This window comes from Nonomuraea sp. NPDC050691 (assembly GCF_040654455.1).
In the GTDB taxonomy this organism is placed as follows: Bacteria; Actinomycetota; Actinomycetes; order Streptosporangiales; family Streptosporangiaceae; genus Nonomuraea.
Genome location: NZ_JBFAIA010000351.1, coordinates 1 through 2,420, shown reverse-complemented (window position 1 = coordinate 2,420; position 2,420 = coordinate 1). Strand labels below are relative to the sequence as shown.

Below are 2,420 nucleotides of genomic sequence, written 5' to 3'. Positions count from 1 at the left end.
CCGCGCCCGACAGAACCGACAGACCCGACAGGCCCGGCGGGCCCGGCAGACTCACAAGGGCCCGCCGTCTCGTCACGGCCAGGCGGCCCCGCGCCTGCGACACGCCGAAAGTCCCGGACCTCGGGGACGAAGGTCACCACCGCGCCCGCCGAGCCGGTTTCCGGGGCGTCCGCCGATTACCGTGAGCCGATGGAAGACATCCCGTCGTGGAGATGGAGAGCGACATGTCGGATCTCGGGAGCTTCGGACGCAGGGTCGCCGAGCGGCGCGAGTCGCTGGGCCTGACTCGCGAGGAACTGGCCGGCCGGGCCGGCGTCGACGCCGGGTACGTCCGGTACCTGGAGGAGCAGTCGGGCCCGTCCGCGCGCGAGACGGCCGGCCGGTTGGCCGGGGCGCTGGAGACGACGGTGGCCGAGCTGCTGGACGAGGCGCCGGCCGGCGCGGGCGAGGCGGCGCCGGGCGCGGACCTGGCCGAGCTGGACGAGAAGGAGTGCCTGCGCCTGATCGCGCCGGGCGGGGTCGGCCGCATCGCCTTCGAGGGCCGCTACGGCCTGACGGTCCTGCCGGTGAACTACCGTCTGTCCGACACCGGCGCGATCGTGTTCCGGACGACGCCCGGCGGCGCGACGGACGCCGACCTGCGCACCGGCATGCAGGGCGTCGAGTACAAGGTCGCCTTCGAGGTGGACCGCGTCCACGAGCTGACCGGCGGCGGCTGGAGCGTGCTCGTGCAGGGCTCGCTGCACCACGTCACGGACGAGGAGGAGGCCGCCGCCGCGGCGACGGGCGTCGAGCCGTGGGCCGGCGGCGAACGCGGGCAGTACCTCCAGATCAGGCCGTCGCGTGTGACGGGCCGCCGCATTCTCAGCGGCTGACAGACCCGCGTCCGGCCGGCCCGTTTCCGGCTGGGTCGCGTCCGGCTGGGGCAGTGTCCGGCGGACCGAGGACGGCGGGACCGGCCGTGGGACCGGCCGTGGGACCAACGGCCCACGCATCCGGGACTTCGTCCCCGGGCGCCCCGGCGGCCTCGCGGCGAGGCTGGGAGTGAGAGCCGTGGAACGTGGAGGCGGTGGGTGATGGCCGGACGGATCGTGGTCGGCGTGGACGGGTCCGCGCCGGCGACGGCGGCGGTGGAATGGGCCGCCGCGGACGCGCGGCGGCGGGGCCTGGCGCTGCGCCTCGTGCACGTGTGCGAGCAGTGGGCGTCGGCGGTGGGCAGCATGGAGTACTGCTCCGGCGTGCTGGGGGCGGCCGCCGGGCGGGCGCGCGCCCTCGCGCCGGACGCCGACGTCAGCACCGGCATGCCGGGCGGCGGCGTGATCGACGCGCTGGTCGGCGAGTCGGTCACGGCCGAGAGCATGGTGCTGGGCAGCAGGGGCCTCGGCGGGTTCGCCGGGATGGTGCTCGGCTCCGTCAGCATGGCCGTGGCCGGCCACGCGGCCTGTCCCGTGGTGGTCGTGCGCGGCACCGCGGTGGTCCAGCACGGCCAGGTCGTGGTGGGCTACGACGGGTCGGAGCACTCGCAGGCCGCCATGGAGTACGCCGTCGAGCAGGCCCGCGCCCGCGACGCGCAACTGCACGTGGTCTACGCCTGGCAGCTGCCGGTCTTCTCCCCGTACGCCGCCGGATACGGCCCCCTCCTGCAGGACGCCTACCAGCAGGAGGTGCACATGGCCGCCGACCGGGTCGTGCCCTGGCGGGAGAAGAACCCCGACGTACGGATCGTCGACGACGAGGTGTGCGAGCACCCGGTGTCGGCCCTGATGAAGGCGGCGCTCACCGCCGACCTCGTGGTGATCGGCTCGCGCGGGCTGGGCGGGTTCGTCTCGGCCGTGCTCGGGTCGGTCAGCCACGGCGTGCTGCACCACGTGGCCTGCCCGGTCGCGGTCGTGCGCCCCCGCAAGGAGCGGACCTGACCACGTCCGCACAAGGAACGGAGATGACCCCGCCCCCGCAAGGAGCGGACACCACCACGTCCCCGAGAACAGCGGACACCACCACGTCCCCGAGAACAGCGGACACGACCACGTCCCCGGAAGGAGCGGACATGACCAGCGGACAGAGGCGGGATCCGCCCTCCACGACCGGCCCCGCCCCCCCGGACGGCGCCGACCGGGACATCGGGTCGCTGCGGGCCGAGGAGGTGATGAGCCGCGTGCTCGTCGCCGTCACGCCGGACGAGTCGCCCCTGATGGCCTGGGAGCTGATGCGCCGGGCCGGCGTCCACCACCTGCCGGTCGTGGACGGGCGGCACGTGTGCGGCGTCCTGTCGCGGGAGCGGCTGGCCGCCTCCTGGTCCGGCGGCCCGTACGAGCAGTCCGGCCGCCGGGTGGGGACGTTGCTGGAACGCGAGCCCCGGCCCCGCGTCGGCCCGCGCGACACGCTGCGCCGGGTCGCGCGCGTCATGGCGGACGCCGGCG

3 protein-coding genes are annotated in these 2,420 nt (G+C 75.5%); all 3 read left to right on the top strand.

Annotated elements, in window-relative coordinates; translation table 11 throughout:
* Window positions 1-224: 224 nt before the first annotated feature.
* Entirely contained in the window at window positions 225-875 is a 651-nt protein-coding gene (locus AB0H81_RS44615; protein WP_358388552.1) for a pyridoxamine 5'-phosphate oxidase family protein, read from the top strand.
* 201 nt (window positions 876-1,076) lie between these two features.
* A complete protein-coding gene (locus AB0H81_RS44610) occupies window positions 1,077-1,916 on the top strand; it encodes a universal stress protein (RefSeq protein WP_358388549.1) in 840 nt (279 codons plus the stop codon).
* A 131-nt stretch (window positions 1,917-2,047) separates the two neighbouring features.
* On the top strand, window positions 2,048-2,420 hold a 373-nt coding region (locus AB0H81_RS44605), incomplete at its 3' end, for a CBS domain-containing protein (RefSeq protein ID WP_358388546.1).